Origin of the sequence: Actinomadura sp. 7K507 (assembly GCF_004348425.1) — a bacterium.
In the GTDB taxonomy this organism is placed as follows: domain Bacteria; phylum Actinomycetota; class Actinomycetes; order Streptosporangiales; family Streptosporangiaceae; genus Spirillospora.
The window spans coordinates 1-16,905 of record NZ_SMKK01000216.1; the positions used below are offsets into that span (position 1 = coordinate 1).

Consider the following 16,905-nt stretch of genomic DNA (forward strand, 5'->3'; position numbering starts at 1 on the left):
CCCATCCCGAACCCGGAAGTTAAGCCCTTCAGCGCCGATGGTACTGCACGGGAGACTGTGTGGGAGAGTAGGACACCGCCGGACTCGTATTATGGAAAGGGCCCCGCCGACACCGGCGGGGCCCTTTTCTCATTTCTGCTCTTGGCTTAGGTGGTCGGCTCGTTCGGTGACTTTCGCCAGGACGCGATGAGCGACGGCCAGTTCGGCTGGGGTGAGATCTTGATAGAGCCGCGCGGCGGTGCCCTGGACCGCGGTCGCCAGTCGGGTGTGCAGGTCTTCGCCCCGGGCGGTAAGGGCCACCGGGGTGGTGCGGGTGATCAATTCTTGATCTTCCAGGTCGTCGAGAAGCTGGTTGGCGGCCGGCTCGTCGAGGCCGAGCTGGGGCTGGTCGCAGAGGTGGTCGCGTAGTGCGGTGCGGGTGCTCCACGGGCCGCGGATGGCCACCACGCGCAGGGTGATGTGCTGATTCGAAGAGCTGCCCGTGCTGTGCAGGATGTGTTCGTGCAGCTTGCGGACGGCGCCGTGCGCCTCGGAGATGTCCTGTCCGGTGAGTGTGGGCGACTCGGTCATGAGGTCACTCCCGTCGGAGGGGTTCAGCAGAGCTCGCAGGGTGTGTATGAGTTCGCGGTTGCGTGGTCCGGCGGTGCCGCCGATCGGCGCGGTGAGTTCGTCCTGGAGGGCGTGGACGACGGTCACGGCCTCCCTGATGACCGCTGTGCCCTTGTCGGTGAGGGTGAGCTGGAGGGCCCGCGGGTCGGACGGATGTTCGCTCCGGACGACCATCCCGGCGCCTTCGAGTGCGCGGATGAGCTTGGAGACATAGATGGGTTCGAGCCCGGCGAAGTCCGCGAGCTCGCGCTGGCTGGGCCGGGTGCCCGATCGCGAGAGGCCGTACAGCGATCCGAGCAGTGTGTACTGGGCGTGCGTGAGACCGAGTGGTGCGACGGCGCGGTCGACCGCGGCCCGCCAACGGGTGGTGACCTGCCACAGCAGCCGCCCCGTAGCGGCGTCGTCCAGCGTCATGGTGATACTGTATATGGACATAGTAGCCATGGAAACTATTAGCCGCTGTGGAGAGTGCGCCGGTGGCGGTACCTGAGAGTTACGGCTCGTTCGTGGGGGTCTCCAGGTTCTGCAGGAGTGTGTCCACGGCGGCCAGGTCGTTTTCGCTGAAGATCCGGATGCCTGCGCGTTCGAGGAGTGCGGTCGTCACGCCGGCCCCTGCGACGGGCGTCCCCGTGAATGTGCCGTCGTAGACGCGTTTGCCTCCGCAGGAGGGGCTGCTCTCCTTGAGGAGGGCGATACGGGCGCGGGAGCGCCGGGCGGCGTCGAGGGCCAGGCGGGCGCCGCGCAGGAACTCGGCGGTCACGTCCTCGCCCGCTTCGGTACGGACCTGGGCCGTCCCTTCGAGGACGGCGTGACCGTCGCCGCCGACGATCTCGGCGGCAGGGCGGGGGACGGCCAGGCCGCCCGCCACCTCGGGGCAGAACGGGACGAGGCGGCCCTCGGCCCGCCAACGCTCGAAGAGGTCGCCGGCCACCGGCTTGGCCGCGCCGTCGTAGCGGACGGGTCGCCCCAGCAGGCACGAGCTGACCAGTATGCGTTCCACGTCATCCAGCCTATGTGGGCTTGCTCCACGCCCCGCGGTGGACGAGCACCCTTGGTCCATGTGCCGAGGTGAGTTTCGACGCTGAACAGCTGACCGCTTCGTAACGCACGAGTAACGATCGGCGGTGGTGAGACGTCTGCCCGAAACGTCTCGGGCGATGCAGTACCGTTTGCGCCATCTGACGTGAGGTGGGTCACAAGGAAACGCGAGGGACGCCATGCGCGCTGTCCGTGCCGCCGGTGCGAGGACCTGATGGCCGGGCGCACCAGGATGGCCAGAACGGGGCCGGGGAAGGCGAAACGGGCCAGGGCCAGGCCCGTCAGGACGAGGTCGGTCAAGTCGAGGATCGTCGTCCTGCTGATCCTTCCGGTCACCGCCCTGATCGCCCTGTGGGCTTTCGCGGCGGCGCAGTCGCTGGACGACAGCCTGCGCCAGTCCCGCGCGCGCACGTTCACCGAGAAGGTGCTCGAACCGACCGACCAGGTGATCGCCGCGCTCCAGGACGAGCGTCGCATGTCGCTGTCGTACCTGGGCGACGACGCCACCATCGGGCGGTCCGGGTTCGACGCGCAGCGTGCCGAGACCGACCGCGCCCGCGACCTGTTCCGCGGTGCGGTGGCCGACGACGCGATCGCGGGAGCCACCCGTCCCGAGACCAGGGAGCGGATGGCCCGGCTGGCGGACGCGCTGCGCGGGCTGGGGGTGCTGCGCCAGGCGGTGGACGCGCGGACGCTGAACCGCGCCCAGGCGCTCGGCCGGTACACCGAGTACATCGAGCTGGCCGCGGAGGTCTACGACGAGGTCCATTCGGTGGAGCCGACGCTGGTCCGTGCCGACCAGGTCCTGCGGACGCTGGAACGCGCCAGGGAGAACCTGGCCCGCGAGGACGCGCTCGTCACCGGCGCGCTGGCGGCGGGGTCGCTGAGCGAGGAGGAGCACCTTCAGCTGGTCCGGTTCGCCGGGACGCACCGGTTCCTGTACGGGGACGCGTCCCGCAGGCTTCCGCCGGCCGAACGGGCCCGCTACGACGAGATCGTGTCCGGCCCGCAGTTCACCAGGTTCAAGGAGCTGGAAGACCGGCTGATGCGGGACGGCGCCACCGAGGAGCGGCCGGCCGTCGACATCGGTGCATGGCACACCTCCACCGAAGCCGTCGACTGGCGGCTGGCCGAGTTCTCCAACACGATCCGTTCCGCCAACACCACGCAGGCCAGGGACGAGGCGAACGCGGTGCTGCTGCGGCTCGGCATCACGGGCGGGCTCGGGCTGCTCGCGGTCGTGGTGGCCGTCCTGGTCGCGATCCGGTCCGGCCACCGGCTGATCGTGGAATGCCGCGGGATGGCCGCGAGCGTGACCGCGTTCGCGCACCGCCGGCTGCCGGAGATCAGCGAGCGGGCCCGGCGCGGCGAGCGGGTGCCCGACGAGACCGGGGACGCGGGGGACGAGGCGTTCCGGGTGGCCGAGATCGAGCAGATCGACCGGGCGTTCGCCGAGGCCCGCCGTGCGGTCGTGCGGGCCGCCGAGGGAGAGGCGGCCGCGCACAAGCGGCTGAACGAGGTGTTCGTGACGCTGGCCCGCCGCAACCAGTCGCTGGTGCAGCGGCTCCTGCGGATGCTGGAGGGGATGCAGCGCGGCACCGAGGATCCCGACGAGCTGCAGCGGCTGTTCGAGCTGGACTCGCTGGCCACCCGGATGCGGCGGCACGCCGAGGGCCTGGTGATCCTTTCCGGGCGGCCGTCCGGGCGCAGCTGGCGTAACCCGGTCCTGCTGGTGGACGTGGCGCGTGCGGCGGTGTCGGAGGTCGAGGACTACGCCCGGGTCGATGTGGTGCCCATGGGCCGTGCCGCGCTGAGGGGCCCGGCCGTCGCCGACACCATTCACCTGCTGGCCGAGCTGATCGAGAACGCGGCGACGTTCTCCCCGCCCGACAGTTCCATCCGGGTGACCGGGCAGAAGGTCGCGCGCGGCTTCGCGCTGGAGGTCGAGGACCGCGGGCTCGGCATCGATCCGTCCCTCCTGGCGGAGGCCAACCGGCTGCTGGCCACCGATCCCGAGCCGGACCTTGACGACAGCGCCCGGCTCGGGCTGTTCGTGGTCGCCCGGCTCGCGGCCCGGCACGGGATCCAGGTGACGCTACGGCGCTCCCCTTACGGGGGCCTGATCGCCATCGCGCTGGTTCCGGAGGAGCTGGTGGTGGAGGCGGGGTCGAGCCGCCCGCCCGAGAGCGTGGCCGGACCTCGGGCCGGGTTGCAGGCCGTCCCGGGCGTCCACGGGACGGCCGAGCGGGACCTGCGGCCTCGGCCCCCCGAGCCGACCGGCACGGTCGTGCATGCGGACTCGGCCGTGCGGGCGGCAGCGCCGGCGACAGGGTCGACGTCGGGTGAGTTCCCTCTGCCCGTGCGGCGCCGTCAGGCCGGTCTCGCGCCGCAGCTGCGGGCGCGGCCGGAGCAGGAGGAGGCCGGTGCGGACGTCGGGCGTTCGCCGGAGGCGGCCCGCGACCTGATGTCGACGATGCAGCGGGGCTTGCGCCGCGGCCGCGCGGAGAGTGCGGCCACCGAGAACACCGAAGACAGCGCGGACGGCGGGAACATCGCCTTCACCGAAGGCGGCTCCGGCCCGCACGAGACAGGCCGGCACTGGACCGGCTGGGCCGATGACGATCCCCGCGATGACCGCCCCCGCGATGACGATTCCCGCGGCGGCGGTCCCGGGGGACGGGGCCCCGGTGGTGCTTGATGCCCGCCGGTGACCCCGAGGACATCTGGGTCGACGAGGACGCGGGTCCGGTCGTGCGGCCGTTCGCGGTGGCGAGGGGCCGCACCCGGCAGCGCGGCGGCGAGCTCGACCTCATCACGGTGGTGGTGACGGCCGAGGTCCCGGTGACGGCCGCGGTGCTGCTCGGGCCCGAGGACGAGCTGATCTTGCAGTCCTGCCTGAACCCGAGGTCGGTGGCCGACCTCGTTGCGGACCTGGCGCTGCCGGTGGGGGTGGTCCGGGTGCTGCTGGGCGATCTGCTGGAGCGCGGACTTGTCGAGGTCCTGACCCCGGCCGCCAGGTCGGGCAGGCCCGACGCGAGCATTCTCAGGGAAGTGATCAATGGTCTCCGTGCGCTCTGACCGGCCGCGTCCGTACCGGGCGCGGGGCAAAGCACTCCTGGCCGCGGCGGTGCTGCTGGCGATGGCCGCGGCCGGCTGCGGCGGCTCGGGCGGCGAACGCCCCGCCGCCGGCGCCCCGGGCGTCACTGAGGCGCCCTGCCCCAAGCCCGTGAACAAGGGGCACGGCTGCATCTACCTGGGGATCATTTCCGACTTCAGCAGCACGTTCAAGATCCTGGGCGTCCCGGTGACGCAGGCGCAGCAGGCGTTCTGGGACCGGGTCAACCGGCAGGGCGGCATCGGCGGGTACGACGTCGACGCCCGCACCTATGTCCGCGACAACGGGTACGACCCGGGCAGGCACCGCCGCGCCTACCTGGAGATGAAGGGCAAGGTGCTGGCGCTGGCGCAGAGCCTGGGGTCGCCGACCACCGAGGCGATCCTGGCGGACCTGCGGTCCAGCCGGACGATCGCCGTGCCCGGTTCGTACCCGTCCAAGTGGGAGTTCGAGGAGGTCGTCCTGGAGGCGGGTGCGTCGTACTGCTTCGAGGCGATGAACGCCATCGACTACGCCGCCGACAACCTGGAGGCGGAGAGCGCGATGGCGATCTACTTCCCCGGGGACTACGGCGAGGACGCGGCGGCGGGCGCGAAGGCCGCCGCCGCGAACCGCGGCATCCCGTACTCGCAGGTCCCGACCTTGCAGGGTGCGGAGGCGCAGGGCACGGCGGTCAAGGCCGTGCTGGAGCACGAACCCGACGTGGTGCTGCTGACCACCGGCCCGGCCGAGGCCGCGGCCATCGTCACCGGGGCGGTCGAGGGCGGGTTCGAGGGCCGGTTCATGGGCAGCAACCCGACCTGGGGCAAGGGGATGCTTGAGTCGCCGTCGTTCCCGGTGATGAAGGAACGGTTCTGGTACGTCGCGCCTTGGAAGCCGTACGCGTCCGACTCGCCGGGGCACACCGCGATGCGGCAGGCGCTCGCCGAGACGTTCGGCCGCGTGGACCCGGACAATGCCTACGCCAGCGGCTGGATCACGTCGTACGCGCTCAAGGCCGTGCTGGAGGAGGCGGCGAAGAACGACGACCTGACCCGCCAGGGCGTGTACGAGGCGCTCGGGGAGATCACCAGGGTCGACTACGAGGGGATGCTCCCCGCGTACGCGGGGGACTTCTCCGGTACCCCGGACACGGCGGCCTACCGCGAGTCGGTCGTGGCCCGTCCCGACGAGCGGCAGTTCACCGGGATGAGGGTGATCACCGACTTCTTCGCCGGGCGCACGGCCAAGGGCCACCGGCTGCGGGTGCCCTGCTACAACCCGCGCTGAACGCCCGTGACGGCCGGGCGTCACGGCCGCCCGTGACGCCCGGCCGCCCGCCCGGCCGGGCTCAGCCCTTGCCGCCGCGGATCCGGTCCACGCCGATCTGCGCGACCCGCACGGCCAGGCCCGGGTTGAGGCGGACGCCGCGCCAGGCCGCGCGTCCGTGGGCGGGGGCGACGATGAGTGCCTGGTTCTTGCCGACGCCGCGCATGATGTCGCGGGCCAGTTTCTCCGCCGTGTAGAGGCCCGGCGACGCCTTGGCGATGTCGCCGGTGGCGTCGCCGCTGAGCGCCGTCTCCGGCAGGTCGGGGTTGACGTTGTGGAGCAGCGGGGTGTCCACGAAGCTCGGGCACACGACGCTGACCTTGACGCCGCGTCCGGCGGCCTCGGCGCGCAGGCCGAGGGACAGGCCCACGACGGCGTGCTTCGTCGCGGTGTAGGGGATGCCGATCGGCATCGGGACGAGGCCGGCGAGCGAGGCGGTGTTGACGATGTGGCCGCGGCCCTGCTCCAGCATGATCGGGTACGCGGCGTGGACGCCGTGCACGACGCCCTTGAGGTTGATGTCGATGGCGCGGTTCCAGTGGTCGAGGGTCAGTTCCTCGGCCAGGCCCCCGATCGCGATCCCGGCGTTGTTGAACACCAGGTCCAGCCGCCCGTGGTCGCCCTTCACGCCCTTGTACAGGTCGCTGACGGCGTCGGCGTCGGTGACGTCGAGGTGCGCGGAGGTCGCCTTGCCCTTCCCGAGGGTGTTGAGCTTGTCGGCGACCCGCGCGGCGCCGCCGGTGTCGATGTCGGTGACCACGACGGTGTCGCCGCGCGCCACCAGGGACGTGGCGATCGCACGGCCGATGCCGGATGCGCCTCCGGTCACGATCGCGATGCTCATTGCGCGCTCCGCTCGGTTCTCGGTGCCGGCGTGCTGGACGCCGGGGTGCTGGACGCCGTGACCGCGGATCGGGGCCCGGGGGGCCGGAGCGGCGGCGGCTGGCGGGATGACGTTGGTCGGGGAAATCTACGGGTTCGTGGACTGTTCCGGTACACGGTCCGCCCACAAAACGGGACTCAGGACCTGGAGGTTTCGACGGTGCGGCGCTGCTTCGGCTCGTCCCAGATGCCGAGCGCCTTCCAGAGCTGCTTGCCGACCGTGCTGATCACGCCCAGCTCGGCCATCAGGTCGCGGATCTTGCCGACGGAGTTGGAGATCTCCGCCTGCGCCGCCTCGTTCTTGTACGCCTGCCGGACGACGTCCTTCGGGATGTCGAAGTGGCGCACCATCGGACCGGGCGGGGAGAGCATGATCCGCGCCATCACGCCGAGGACGACCGGGGTGGCGAGGCCGAGGATCCTGCGGCGCATCGGGTGCATGTTCGGCACCCGGTGCTTGAGGTAGTGCCGGGCGAACGAGATGTGCCGGGCCTCCTCCGCGATGTGGATCTTCATGATGGTCTCTTCGAGCGGGTGCTTGATGTGCCCGCCCTTGAGGGACTTGCGCTGGACGTAGTCGATCGGGTCCTCGCCGCCGAGCACGAACACGAAGAACATCTCGGTACTGACCAGCGGGATCCACGGTGCGGCCTGCGCGATGAGGCTGAGCGAACGCGGCATGCCGCGGATCGGCATCTTCGTCCGGTTCACGAACTCCTGGAACATCATCCCGTGGTGACATTCCTCGGTCGTCTCGTGGTAGACGTACCGGAACTCGGGCCGGCCGTTCGGCAGCCGGTAGGCGTAGTTGAGCAGCCCGCGCTTCAGCAGGTTCTCGAACTGCAGGCCGATCTTCATCGCGGTGGCGACGCGCCAGAGCCCGATCTGCGCCTGGATCTCCGGCGGCTGCGACTGGTACCACTCCGTCTCGCCGAGCCGGTCGAACGGCGGCAGCACCCAGCGCGGGTCGTTCTTGTCGACCTTGAACTCCGGGTCGTCCCACGGGATGTCGGCGTAGGCCTCCCAGTGCTTCTCGACCGACGCCTTGTTCAGGCGGTCGATGACGCCCAGGTACGACTTCTTGTCCTTGACCTGCTCGCGGACCTCGTCGGCGAGCTCGGTGGGGGCTTTAGGCATGTCTGTCGCTCCCTCGGGGTGGTGCTGTCGGACGGGGCCGACGGGGGTGCAGGCGTGATGTCGGGGTTGGTTCAGGGCTTGGGGGTGGGGATCCCCTGCTCGGGGACGATCAGCTGCGCGACGTCCTTGACCTGGCGCAGCACGGCGGCCTGGTGGCCGTCGGCGTCGTCGTCCAGCGCGTTCTGTATGGACAGCCCGACGAGCATCGCGAACACGGTGCGCAGCGTCGTCGAGACGAAGTCGGGGGGCAGCGTGTTCTGCGGGAACAGCCGCTCGAAGGTCTCCACGATGACCTGGAGGATCCGCTCGTTCATGTCGAGGCACAGGGGACGCAGCTCGTCGTCGGTGCGAGCCGCCACGGCCAGTTCCATGAGGGCCTTGGCCGGACGGCCGCGGAACACCTCCCACAGCAGGTCGAGGGCGCCCGAGACGTTGCGGCGTTCGGCCGGCAGGACGGCGAACGCGGTTTCGTACGCCAGGCGCTGGGCTTCCAGCAGGTGCTCCAGGGCGGCGGCGACGAGCACCATCTTGGTCGGGTAGTGGTGCTGCTGCGCCCCGCGCGAGACGCCGGCGCGGCGGGCGACCTCCGTGGTGGACGTCCCCGACCAGCCGAGGTCCACCAGGCATTCCATGGTGGCCTCCAGGAGGCTGGCCTGCGTGCGCGACCGGCGTTCCTCCTGGGTGCGGCGGCTGGAGGGGCCGCGCCTGTGGCGTCGGCGGCTGCTTACTGACACGTCTCAGACGGTACGAGGCGACAAACAAGCAATCAAGCCTGCATGTATGTTGGGCGCATCACAGTTGGACAACGGGTCGAACTACCGCCTCCGGCGTAGGCGAGGGCCCCGCACTGCACCGCGGGGAGCAGTCACGGTGCCTCTCCTGGCCCGACGACCGGCACCATGCCATGCCGCCACGATCCCGGCATGGGAAACACAGCAGAGGCAAGGCGAACGAGCGACCAGGACCCCGGAACCGCGCGGGGCGGTGCCCGCACGGTCCACCTCACCAAGGTGTACGGGTCCGGTGACATGGCGGTGCGCGCGCTCGACGAGGTCAGCGTGGTGCTCCCCGAGGGCCGGTTCACCGCGATCATGGGTCCGTCCGGCGCCGGCAAGTCCACGCTGATGCACTGCGTGGCAGGGCTGGAGGACGCGACGTCCGGCAAGGTCTACGTCGGCGACCAGGAACTCGGGATCCTGTCGGACCGGCGCCTGACCCGGCTCCGCCGCGAGCGGATCGGGTTCGTGTTCCAGGCGTTCAACCTGCTCCCGACGCTGACCGCGCGCGACAACATCCTCCTGCCGATGACGCTGGCCGGCACGGGCCCCGACCAGGAGTGGCTGGACACGGTCATCCGGATCCTGAAGCTGGGCGACCGGCTCTCGCACCGCCCCTCCGAGCTGTCCGGAGGGCAGCAGCAGCGGGTGGCGCTGGCCCGCGCGCTCGCCACCCGCCCGCAGATCGTGTTCGCGGACGAGCCGACCGGCAACCTCGACTCCCGCACCGGCGCCGAGGTACTGGAACTGCTCCGCAACGCCGTGGACGACCTCGGCCAGACGGTCGCGATGGTCACCCACGACCCGGTCGCCGCGGGACACGCCGACTCGGTGGTGTTCCTCGCCGACGGCCGGATCGTCGACGTCATGGACGCGCCCACACCCGACCGGGTGCTGGACCGCATGCGAGGACTGGGGGACCACCGATGATAAGGCTCGTCTTCAAGGAACTGTGGGGACGCAAGCGCCGGATGGCCGGCTCCCTGGTGGCCGTCTTCCTCGGCGTGACGTTCCTGACGGGAACGCTCGTGCTCGGCGACACCCTCGCGGGAAGCATCGACGGGTACTACGCCAACGCCTACGGCAAGACCGACGTCAGCGTGCGGAACTCGACGAAGGTCAGCGACCAGCCCTGGGGTTCCCGGGGACAGATCGACGCGTCGGTCCTCGGCAAGGTCCGGCAGGTGGACGGCGTCGCGAAGGCCGAACCGGTCATCGAGGGCTCGGGGCAGCTGCTCACCAAGGACGGCACGACCATCCAGACGCGCGGCCCCCGCACGGCCGGCAACTGGATCACCGACCCGAAGCTCAACCCGTACCGGCTCGCGCAAGGCCGTGCGCCCCGCGCGCCGGACGAGGTCGTCATCAACAAGATGTTCGCCGACGAGGGCGGCCTGAGCGTCGGCGACCGGACGGCGGTGCTCACCCCCGAACGGATCCCCGTGACCGTCGTCGGCATCAGCATGTTCGGTGACGAGGAGGCGTTCGGCGAGACGTCGTTCACGGCGTTCACCCTCGAAGGCGCCCGCGAGCACATCGCGAAGACACCCGACCGCATCAGCGGCGTCTCCATCAGCGCGGACGACGGCGCCGGCCCGGACGAGGTGGCCTCCCGCGTGCAGAACGTCCTGCCCGCCGGGACCGAGGCCGTCACGAACGAGGCGCAGGTCGAGGAGGGCATGAGCGAGGTCGAGAGCGGATTCCTCACCATCTTCCGCACCGTCCTCGGCGCGTTCGGCGCGGTCGCGCTGCTCGTCGCGGCGTTCAGCATCCACAACACGTTCGCGATCACGATGGCGCAGCGGACCCGCGAGTCGGCGCTGCTGCGCGCGCTCGGCGCCGGACGCCGGCAGGTCATCGCGATCGTCGGCTTCGAGGCCCTGGTGATCGGCGGCGCCGCCACCCTCGCCGGGCTCGCCGGCGGGATGGGGTTCGCCGAACTGCTCCGGCAGCTGTTCACGCAGTTCCGGATCGGCATCGCGATGGAAGGCCTCACGGTGTCCGCGACCACCCTGCTGATCGCGGTGCCGGTGGGGCTGCTGGTCACGCTGGTCGCGGCGCTCGGCCCCGCGGTGAAGGCGTCCCGGGTGGCGCCGCTGGCCGCGCTGCGCGAGGTCGCCGCCGAGGCGCCCCGCACGTCCGACACCCGCGTGATCGTCGGCGGCGTCCTCGCCGCCGTCTCGGTCGGCGCCGTCGCGTTCGGCGCGACCGCCGAGCAGATGATGCTGGCGGGCGCGGGCGCGCTCCTGGGCGTGGTCGCGATGGTCGTGCTCGGCCCGGCGGCCGCCCGTCCCGTGGCCGCGATCGTCGGCGGCGCCGCGGCCCGGCTGCGCGGCGTCCCCGGCGCCCTCGCCCGCGACAACGCGTCCCGGAGCCCGCAGCGCACGGCGGGCGCGGCGACCGCGCTGATGATCGGCGTCGGGGTCGTCACGCTGATGACGGTGTTCATCGGGTCGCTGGGCGCGTCCCTGGAGAACAGCGTCGCCGGGTCGTTCAAGGGACCGATCGTCGTCAACGCCGGCAGCAACGAGACCGGCGGGATCAGCACCCGGTACGTTCAGGACGCCGCGAAGCTCCCGCAGGTCAGCCAGATCGCCGGAGTCGGCAGCGGCAGCCTGCGGGTGGACGGCGCCCCGTCGACCGTCAGCGTGGCCGACCCGCCCGCCCTGAACCGCGTCCTCGACCTGGACGTCACGCAGGGGAGCCTGTCGGACGCCGGGACGTTCGCGGTGTCGGAGAGCGTCGCCGACGAGAACGGCTGGCGCACCGGCTCCCAGGTGGGCGTCACGTTCGCCGACGGCGCCTCGCAGCGGCTCACCGTCGGCGCCGTCTACGGCAACACCGACATGACCGGCGACTACCTCGTGCCGCGCACCGTGTGGGACTCGCACACCAGGCAGTCGCTCGACAACCGGGCGTTCGTCGAACTGCGGCCCGGCGAGTCCAGCGCCGCGGCGGCACGGGCGCTGACCGAACTGGGCAAGCCGTACGGCGCGCCGGAGGTGCAGACACGGGACGACTTCGTCGCGGCCCAGACCGAGGAGCAGCAGGGCTTCATCACCGTCGTGTACGGGATGCTGATCCTCGCCGTCGTCATCGCGCTGCTCGGCATCACCAACACCCTGTCGCTGGCCGTCCACGAGCGGACCCGCGAACTCGGGCTGCTGCGCGCCGTCGGCGCCACCCGGCCGCAGGTCCGGTCCATGGTCCGCTGGGAGTCGGTGATCGTCGCGCTGTTCGGCACGGTCGGCGGGATCGGGCTCGGCCTGTTCCTCGGCTGGGGCCTCGGCGGCGCCCTCGGCAACCCCTTCGCGCCGCCCGTCGTCCAGCTGGCCGCGATCGCGGTGACCGGCGCCGTGGCGGGCGCGCTCGCCGCGATCCGCCCGGCCCGCCGTGCGGCGCGGCAGGCGATCCTGTCCTCCATCGCCGCACCGTGAGGCCGCCGACCCGTCCCTCCGCGGCGCCGCGGGGGGACGGGCCTTTGCGGTTCCTGGAGATTCGCGGGAACGGCCGCGGATATGGTTTGACCATGCAGGTCAACCAGTCGGGCAAGCTCACCAACGTCTGTTACGACATCCGCGGGCCGGTGCTCAAGCGCGCCAAGCAGCTGGAGGCCGAGGGGAACAACATCCTCAAGCTGCACATCGGCAACCCGGCCCCGTTCGGGTTCGAGGCCCCGCCCGAACTCCTCCACGACATGATCCGCAACCTGCCGGAGGCGCACGGCTACAGCGACTCCAAGGGCATCCTGCCCGCGCGCCGCGCCATCGTGCAGCGCCTGGAGGACGACGGCGTCCCGGGCGTCGACGTGGAGGACGTCTACCTCGGCAACGGCGTCTCCGAGCTGATCGTGATGACCCTGCAGGCCCTGCTCAACGACGGCGACGAGGTCCTGATCCCCGCCCCCGACTACCCGCTGTGGACGGCGTCGGTGTCCCTGTGCGGCGGGACGCCCGTCCACTACCTGTGCGACGAGGACGCCGGCTGGGAGCCGAGCCTCGACGACATCGAAGCCAAGATCGGCGACCGGACCCGGGCGATCGTCATCATCAACCCGAACAACCCGACCGGCGCCGTCTACTCGCGCGAGGTGCTCACCCGCATCGTCGAGGTCGCCCGCCGCCGCAACCTCATCATCTTCGCGGACGAGATCTACGACCGGATCCTCTACGACGAGGCCGAGCACGTCCCGATCGCGTCGCTGGCCTCGGACCTGCTGTGCCTCACGTTCGGGGGCCTGTCCAAGAACTACCGCGTCGCCGGGTTCCGCGCCGGGTGGGTCGCGCTGTCAGGCCCCAAGGAGCACGCCGACTCCTACATCGAGGGCATCGACATCCTCGCCAACATGCGGCTCTGCCCCAACGTCCCCGGCCAGCACGCCATCCAGGCCGCGCTCGGCGGCTACCAGAGCATCGACGACCTCGTCCTGCCGACGGGCCGCCTCGGCGAGCAGCGCGACCGCGCGTGGAAGCTCCTGAACGACCTGCCGGGCGTGAGCTGCGTCCGTCCCATGGGCGCCCTGTACGTCTTCCCGCGCCTCGACCCCGGGATGTACCCGATCGAGGACGACATGCGCTTCTCCCTCGACCTCCTCGAACAGCAGAAGCTCCTCGTCGTGCAGGGGACCGGCTTCAACTGGCCGTCCACCGACCACTTCCGCGTCGTCACCCTCCAGTACGCCGACGACCTCGAGGAGGCCATCGGCCGGATCGGCGAGTTCCTCCAGGCCTACCGCCGCTAGGACCTGCCGCCGCTAGGACGGGCCGGCCGCGGCGCTGTCGAGGCGGCGGAGGGCGCCGCGGACGATGTCCGGGTCGGTGGTGGCCCAGAACGGCGGCAGCGAGTTCTTGAGGAAGCCGCCGTAGCGCGCCGTGGCGAGGCGCGGGTCGAGGACGGCCACCACGCCGCGGTCGTCCATGGAACGCAGCAGGCGTCCGGCTCCCTGGGCCAGCAGCAGCGCGGCGTGCGTCGCCGCGACCGCCATGAAGCCGTTGCCGCCGCGCGCCGCCACCGCCCGCGACCGCGCCGACGACACGGGGTCGTCCGGACGCGGGAACGGGATGCGGTCCATGATGACGAGCTGCAGCGAGGGGCCGGGGACGTCCACGCCCTGCCACAGCGACAGGGTGCCGAACAGGCAGGTCCGCTCGTCCTCGGCGAACTGCTTGACCAGCAGGGACGTGGAGTCGTCGCCCTGGCACAGCAGCGGATGGGACAGATGGTCCTTCAGCTCGTCGGTGGCCTGCCGGGCGGCCCGCATCGAGGAGAACAGCCCGAGGGTCCGGCCGCCCGCCGCCTCGATCAACTCGGTGATCTCCGTCAGGTAGGCGTCGGCGAGACCGTCCCGTCCCGGCTGCGGCAGGTGACGCGCGACGTACAGGATGCCCGCCTTGGGGTGGTCGAACGGTGAGCCGACGTCCAGCCCGGACCACGTGACCTCGGACTCCCCGCCCTCCTCGGTCGCGGTCTGGGCGAGCCCCTCGGCCGCGGTTCTGGCGTCCTTCGGCGCGCTCTCGCCCAGCGGCGGCAGCCCCCACTGGCGCGCGAGCGGCTCGAACGACCCGCCCAGCGTCAGCGTCGCCGACGTGAGGATCGCCGTGCGCTGCTCGAACAGCGTCGTCCGCAGCAGGCCGCCGACACCGATCGGCGCGACGTGCAGCGACGGCGGACGCTTGGGCCGCCCTTCCTGGACGAACGGCTTCTCCAGCCACACCACGTCGAAGCGCTGAGCCATCTCGGGCTGGAACGCCTCCAGCGTCCGCACGGCCGTGTCATGCAGCTCTTCGAGCGACGACCGTGCCGCCTTGCGCGCGGCCATGTCGCCCGGGTCGGAGTCCTTCCTCTCTGGCCCGAGCGCGGTGATGCAGGCGTGTGCGGCGTCGCGCACCACAGCGAGGGTGTTGCCCAGAGCGGGCGACAGGACGTCCATGCGCCCGGCGGGCATGTCCTCCAGAAGGAGACCGAGGCCCTCCGCGGACTCCTTCAGCCGGTCGGCGGTGATCTCCTCGATGAGGCGCCCGCACCGGCGGGCCGCGGTCTCCACCGCGGCCGCGCTCAGGTCGCCGGTCGCGACCGACGTGACCCGGTCGACCAGCTCATGCGCCTCGTCCACGATCACCACGTCGTGCTCGGGCAGGACCTGGAACTCCTCCAGCGCGTCGATCGCCAGCAGCGCGTGGTTGGTGACCACGATGTGCGCCTCGCCCGCCTCGGCCCGCGCCAGCTCGGCGAAGCACTCGGTCCCCTGCGGGCAGCGCTGCGCGCCCAGGCACTCCTTCGCGGTCACGGCCACCTGCCGCCACGCCTGCTCGCTCACCCCGGGCACCAGCTCGTCGCGGTCGCCGGTGGCGGTCTCCTCGGCCCACTCGTTCAGCCGCTTCACCTGCCGTCCGAGCGAGGAGAGCTGCTGCGGGTCGAACAGGCTCGGGCCCTCGTCCTCCTCCGGTACCCCGGTCTGGACCCGGTGCAGGCACAGGTAGTTGCGGCGGCCCTTCAGGATCGCGAACTTCAGCTCCGTGCCGAGCAGCGGCCCGAGCGTCTCCGCCAGCCGCGGCAGGTCGCGGTCGACGAGCTGGCGCTGCAGGGCGATCGTCGCCGTCGACACGACCACCGTCGCCCGCTTCTCGACCGCGTGCCGGATCGCGGGGACCAGGTAGGCGAGCGACTTCCCGGTTCCGGTACCCGCCTGCGCGGCGACGTGCTCGCCGGACTCGATCGCGCTCTCCACCGCCTGCGCCATCTCCACCTGCCCCGGGCGCTCGGCGCCCCCGATGGACGTGACGGCCGCGGCGAGGAGGGTCGCCATGTCCGGAATCTTCGTATCGCTGCCGGTCAGCAGATCAGGGGCGGGCACGCCGCCCAACGCTACCGCCCCCGGCGGGCACCCGCGTCCCGTCCCGCCTAGGAGAGCGTCCGGGCGCCGACGCCGACCTCGGGTTATCCACAATTCGCAAGGCCGTATCGCCCGGCGTCCCCCGCCTGCCAACGTCGAAGGCATGACACCACTGGTGATCCGATCGGCCCAAGACGCCATCGCAGCCGTCCCCTACCTGCTGGGTTTCCACCCCTCCCGGAGCCTCGTCGTGATCGGCTTCGAGGGACGCGCGCACGGCACATGCGCCATCAGGCTCGATTTACCGGCGGCCGGCGCGGCCGGGCGGGTGGCGGCCCTCCTCGCCGGCAACGGCTTCGCCCGGTCCCTCGTCCTCGGCTACGGACCGCTCGGAGAGGTCGCCGAATCCGCCGCGGCCATGCGGGCGGCGCTGGAGTCCGCGGACGTCCCCGCCGCCGAGTCGATCCGCGTCGCCGACGGCCGCTGGTGGTCGCTGACCTGCGACGGCGACTGCTGCCCGGCCGACGGCACCCCGTACGACATCTCCGCCACCGCCCTGGCCGCGCAGGCGACCTATGCCGGCCACGTCGCCCTCGCCGACCGCTCCGAACTCGTCCGCTCGGTCCAGCCACTGACGGGCCCGGTCCGCGCCGCCATGCGCGAGGCCACCGGCCGGGCGGAGAGACGCCCCGTCCGCCCACCCGGCGAGGACCTGGCCTTCGTCCTCGCCCTGCTCACCCGGACCAACCCGGCCGACGACGAGATCGCCCTCCTCGGCGTCCTCCTGACCGACCTGCGGATCCGCGACGAGGCCTGGATACGCATCGACGAGGAGGCCCCGGCGGCCGACATCGCCTTCTGGCGCGACGTCCTGCGACGCGTCGAGGAACGCTACGCCCCGGCCCCGGCGTCCCTCCTGGCCTTCGCCGCCTACTCCGCGGGCGACGGCGGCCTCGCCAACGTCGCCCTGGAAAGAGCCCTGGACGCCGACCCCGCCTACTCCATGGCCATCCTGCTCCGAGAGGTCATCAACGCCGGCATCCCGCCCTCGAAGGTCCGCCTGCACATGACCCCCGACCAACTGGCCGCCGCCTACTACGACGAGCACCGGGAGGCCGGCTGATGCCCGCGCCGCGCTGCCGACCGTGGCCGGGGGACCGGCCATGGCGGCGGTGCCGGCTGTGAGGGGGGGAGTGTTCGGGGTGAGG

Annotated in this window: 13 protein-coding genes and 1 rRNA gene; 8 read left to right on the plus strand and 6 right to left on the minus strand. The window is 71.7% G+C overall.

The window, feature by feature from the left end; genetic code table 11:
- A 5S ribosomal RNA gene (gene rrf, locus E1285_RS35005) occupies positions 1–84 on the plus strand; the annotation flags it as partial.
- A gap of 45 nt (positions 85–129) precedes the next feature.
- Here rrf and E1285_RS35010 read toward each other — a convergent pair.
- Entirely contained in the window at positions 130–1,023 is an 894-nt protein-coding gene (locus E1285_RS35010) for a MarR family transcriptional regulator (RefSeq protein ID WP_207947038.1), read from the minus strand.
- Positions 1,024–1,102: 79 nt separating this feature from the next.
- Positions 1,103–1,609 (minus strand): DUF523 domain-containing protein, encoded by a 507-nt coding sequence (locus E1285_RS35015; RefSeq protein WP_207947039.1) that lies wholly within the window; start codon positions 1,607–1,609, stop codon positions 1,103–1,105.
- Positions 1,610–1,861: 252 nt separating this feature from the next.
- On the opposite strand from E1285_RS35015, the gene E1285_RS35020 reads away from it, so the two are divergent.
- Genes E1285_RS35020 through E1285_RS35030 form a run of 3 tightly spaced genes read left to right on the plus strand, consistent with a single transcriptional unit; the run spans position 1,862 to position 6,031 of the window.
- The gene (locus E1285_RS35020) at positions 1,862–4,345 is read left to right on the plus strand and encodes a nitrate- and nitrite sensing domain-containing protein (RefSeq protein WP_132158877.1); all 2,484 of its coding nucleotides are present in this window, start codon (positions 1,862–1,864) and stop codon (positions 4,343–4,345) included.
- Entirely contained in the window at positions 4,345–4,725 is a 381-nt protein-coding gene (locus tag E1285_RS35025) for a DUF742 domain-containing protein (protein ID WP_132158878.1), read from the plus strand. The genes E1285_RS35020 and E1285_RS35025 overlap by 1 nt, the downstream gene beginning before the upstream one ends.
- The gene (locus E1285_RS35030; RefSeq protein ID WP_132158879.1) at positions 4,706–6,031 is read left to right on the plus strand and encodes an ABC transporter substrate-binding protein; all 1,326 of its coding nucleotides are present in this window, start codon (positions 4,706–4,708) and stop codon (positions 6,029–6,031) included. Before E1285_RS35025 ends, E1285_RS35030 begins: the two co-directional genes overlap by 20 nt.
- Before the next feature lie 61 nt (positions 6,032–6,092).
- Here E1285_RS35030 and E1285_RS35035 read toward each other — a convergent pair whose 3' ends face one another.
- The 3 genes from E1285_RS35035 to E1285_RS35045 form a co-directional block, all read right to left on the minus strand.
- Complete coding sequence (locus E1285_RS35035; RefSeq protein ID WP_132158880.1) at positions 6,093–6,914, minus strand: SDR family oxidoreductase; 822 nt, start codon at positions 6,912–6,914, stop codon at positions 6,093–6,095.
- A gap of 176 nt (positions 6,915–7,090) precedes the next feature.
- On the minus strand, positions 7,091–8,089 hold the full coding sequence (locus E1285_RS35040) for a diiron oxygenase (RefSeq protein ID WP_132158881.1): 999 nt from the start codon (positions 8,087–8,089) through the stop codon (positions 7,091–7,093).
- A gap of 71 nt (positions 8,090–8,160) precedes the next feature.
- Positions 8,161–8,823, minus strand: coding sequence for a TetR/AcrR family transcriptional regulator (locus tag E1285_RS35045; RefSeq protein ID WP_243723264.1), 663 nt, complete (start codon positions 8,821–8,823; stop codon positions 8,161–8,163).
- A gap of 189 nt (positions 8,824–9,012) precedes the next feature.
- Here E1285_RS35045 and E1285_RS35050 point away from each other — a divergent pair, with 189 nt between their 5' ends.
- The 3 genes from E1285_RS35050 to E1285_RS35060 all read left to right on the plus strand — a co-directional run bounded on the left by E1285_RS35050 (position 9,013) and on the right by E1285_RS35060 (position 13,606).
- Positions 9,013–9,795 carry an ABC transporter ATP-binding protein gene (locus E1285_RS35050; RefSeq protein ID WP_132158882.1) on the plus strand — a complete coding sequence of 261 codons (783 nt, stop codon included), beginning with the start codon at positions 9,013–9,015 and terminating at the stop codon, positions 9,793–9,795.
- The gene (locus E1285_RS35055) at positions 9,792–12,302 is read left to right on the plus strand and encodes an ABC transporter permease (protein WP_132158883.1); all 2,511 of its coding nucleotides are present in this window, start codon (positions 9,792–9,794) and stop codon (positions 12,300–12,302) included. The genes E1285_RS35050 and E1285_RS35055 overlap by 4 nt, the downstream gene beginning before the upstream one ends.
- 92 nt (positions 12,303–12,394) lie before the next feature.
- On the plus strand, positions 12,395–13,606 hold the full coding sequence (locus E1285_RS35060; RefSeq protein ID WP_132158884.1) for a pyridoxal phosphate-dependent aminotransferase: 1,212 nt from the start codon (positions 12,395–12,397) through the stop codon (positions 13,604–13,606).
- 12 nt (positions 13,607–13,618) lie between these two features.
- On the opposite strand, the gene E1285_RS35065 is transcribed toward E1285_RS35060, so the two are convergent.
- Positions 13,619–15,670: an ATP-dependent DNA helicase gene (locus tag E1285_RS35065; protein WP_207947040.1), complete on the minus strand. Its 2,052-nt coding sequence runs from the start codon at positions 15,668–15,670 to the stop codon at positions 13,619–13,621.
- Between the two features lie 190 nt (positions 15,671–15,860).
- Here E1285_RS35065 and E1285_RS35070 point away from each other — a divergent pair, with 190 nt between their 5' ends.
- On the plus strand, positions 15,861–16,820 hold the full coding sequence (locus E1285_RS35070; protein WP_132158885.1) for a DUF4192 domain-containing protein: 960 nt from the start codon (positions 15,861–15,863) through the stop codon (positions 16,818–16,820).
- Positions 16,821–16,905: the final 85 nt, after the last annotated feature.

Excerpts from the sequence above, each read along its gene's own strand:
- E1285_RS35010 (WP_207947038.1), bottom strand. The coding sequence starts at position 1,023 with ATGACGCTGGACGACGCCGCTACGGGGCGGCTGCTGTGGCAGGTCACC.
- E1285_RS35065 (WP_207947040.1), bottom strand. The coding sequence starts at position 15,670 with ATGGCGACCCTCCTCGCCGCGGCCGTCACGTCCATCGGGGGCGCCGAG.
- E1285_RS35055 (WP_132158883.1), top strand. The coding sequence starts at position 9,792 with ATGATAAGGCTCGTCTTCAAGGAACTGTGGGGACGCAAGCGCCGGATG.
- E1285_RS35060 (WP_132158884.1), top strand. The coding sequence starts at position 12,395 with ATGCAGGTCAACCAGTCGGGCAAGCTCACCAACGTCTGTTACGACATC.
- E1285_RS35035 (WP_132158880.1), bottom strand. The coding sequence starts at position 6,914 with ATGAGCATCGCGATCGTGACCGGAGGCGCATCCGGCATCGGCCGTGCG.
- E1285_RS35025 (WP_132158878.1), top strand. The coding sequence starts at position 4,345 with ATGCCCGCCGGTGACCCCGAGGACATCTGGGTCGACGAGGACGCGGGT.
- E1285_RS35050 (WP_132158882.1), top strand. The coding sequence starts at position 9,013 with ATGGGAAACACAGCAGAGGCAAGGCGAACGAGCGACCAGGACCCCGGA.
- E1285_RS35070 (WP_132158885.1), top strand. The coding sequence starts at position 15,861 with ATGACACCACTGGTGATCCGATCGGCCCAAGACGCCATCGCAGCCGTC.
- E1285_RS35040 (WP_132158881.1), bottom strand. The coding sequence starts at position 8,089 with ATGCCTAAAGCCCCCACCGAGCTCGCCGACGAGGTCCGCGAGCAGGTC.
- E1285_RS35030 (WP_132158879.1), top strand. The coding sequence starts at position 4,706 with ATGGTCTCCGTGCGCTCTGACCGGCCGCGTCCGTACCGGGCGCGGGGC.
- E1285_RS35020 (WP_132158877.1), top strand. The coding sequence starts at position 1,862 with ATGGCCGGGCGCACCAGGATGGCCAGAACGGGGCCGGGGAAGGCGAAA.